Source organism: Neobacillus sp. MER 74 (genome assembly GCF_023714155.1).
The window spans coordinates 1-1,357 of the sequence record NZ_JAMAUV010000061.1; the positions used below are offsets into that span (position 1 = coordinate 1).

1 protein-coding gene and 1 rRNA gene are annotated in these 1,357 nt (G+C 41.0%); one reads left to right on the forward strand and one right to left on the reverse strand.

Annotated elements, in window-relative coordinates; all coding sequences use genetic code 11:
* The first annotated feature begins 170 nt into the window (after positions 1–170).
* Positions 171–287 (forward strand): 5S ribosomal RNA (gene rrf, locus M3610_RS27400).
* Positions 288–426: 139 nt separating this feature from the next.
* Here the strand turns inward: rrf and M3610_RS27405 are convergent.
* Positions 427–651 (reverse strand): hypothetical protein, encoded by a 225-nt coding sequence (locus M3610_RS27405; protein WP_251463625.1) that lies wholly within the window; start codon positions 649–651, stop codon positions 427–429.
* Between the last annotated feature and the right edge of the window lie 706 nt (positions 652–1,357).

A 1,357-nucleotide genomic window follows, 5' to 3' on the forward strand; every position in this document is an offset into this window, starting at 1 on the left:
AAAGGAAACACGAAGAGCGATAGCGATTCGATGTTGACTTATCGTAGGGAAAAGACCGAAGGACACTAGTTGCTGGACGCTGGAGCTAGACAATTATATAGGTGAACTCAAGTTTACAAACTTCTTCAGCATTATCTAGTTTTGAGGGAATGAATCCTCAAATAAAATAGTCTGGCAGCAATGGCGAGAAGGTCACACCCGTTCCCATACCGAACACGGAAGTTAAGCTTCTCAGCGCCGATGGTAGTTGGGACACGCGTCCCTGTGAGAGTAGGACGTTGCCAGGCATTTTAAGAACAACTCAATTGGGTTGTTCTTTTTTGTTGTGATGAAGAATTGTCCACTGTTTATTTTTCCAGATGAATGCTTGTGTAACTCTATTAAACAAAAAAGCCTAGTTCCAATCGGAACTTGGCTTCATTTGTTTCAATAATTCTTCCCTCGACTAGCCTTAATGATCCGTTTGATAATCCACCAACACACCGGAAAGTTTATAAAAAACGTCATTGCAACAAAGGCTGCCATGGCGATCAAACTATTATTCATTTCATCCCCAGGACTCTGTGAAACTACCGCAAAAAATCCCGCATAAAGCAGGATGGTAATCAGCAGCGCTAATACCCCATCAGACAACTTCCTAAACATATTCATTCTGTTTTTCTCTAACCCCTTCTCCCTACGGCTCATTCTCAAAATGCTCAACCCACCAAACTTTCCAACTAAGTAGATTTTACTAGAAATTTACCATTTTAATCAATTTCGGTGCCTGACACCACACATTGGTTAATTTTGTCCTTCATCGTATAATGGAGGGCATTTTTTTTGATTGCTAGGGAGATTTTTCTTTATTGACGACTGAGGCGATTAAAAAAGAGAAAGAACGGTAGCCAATAGGAGGTATAGGTGACCGAAACTATGAAAAAAGCGAAAGGGAGGTAGTCAATAAGGGGTATAGACGCCCGAAACTACAAAAAATGAGAAGGAACGGTATCCAATAAGGGTTCTAGAGGCGAGAAATGGTAAATGGAGGTCGCTTCTTAGTATAGGGGAGGAAGACACTATAAAGGAACTGTCCTATTTGGTAACGGGTTCCGTTTCCTATCACAAAACCCGAAAATGCAATCGAAAATGTAGCCCAATTTGTACTGCCTTTTGTATACGTTTTTGCAATAAAAAATAAATGGCTCAGTTCACACTGAGCCAATTTTTAATATCCATTTTGGGGGTTGATTCTTCATACAGATAGGTAAGGCTTTGAAGTTATCGCTACCTTTTCCCCCCGTCCACACCGTACAAGCGACTTTCACCGCATACGGCGTTCCAACTATACCAATCCACTTTAACCATAACACTGTTC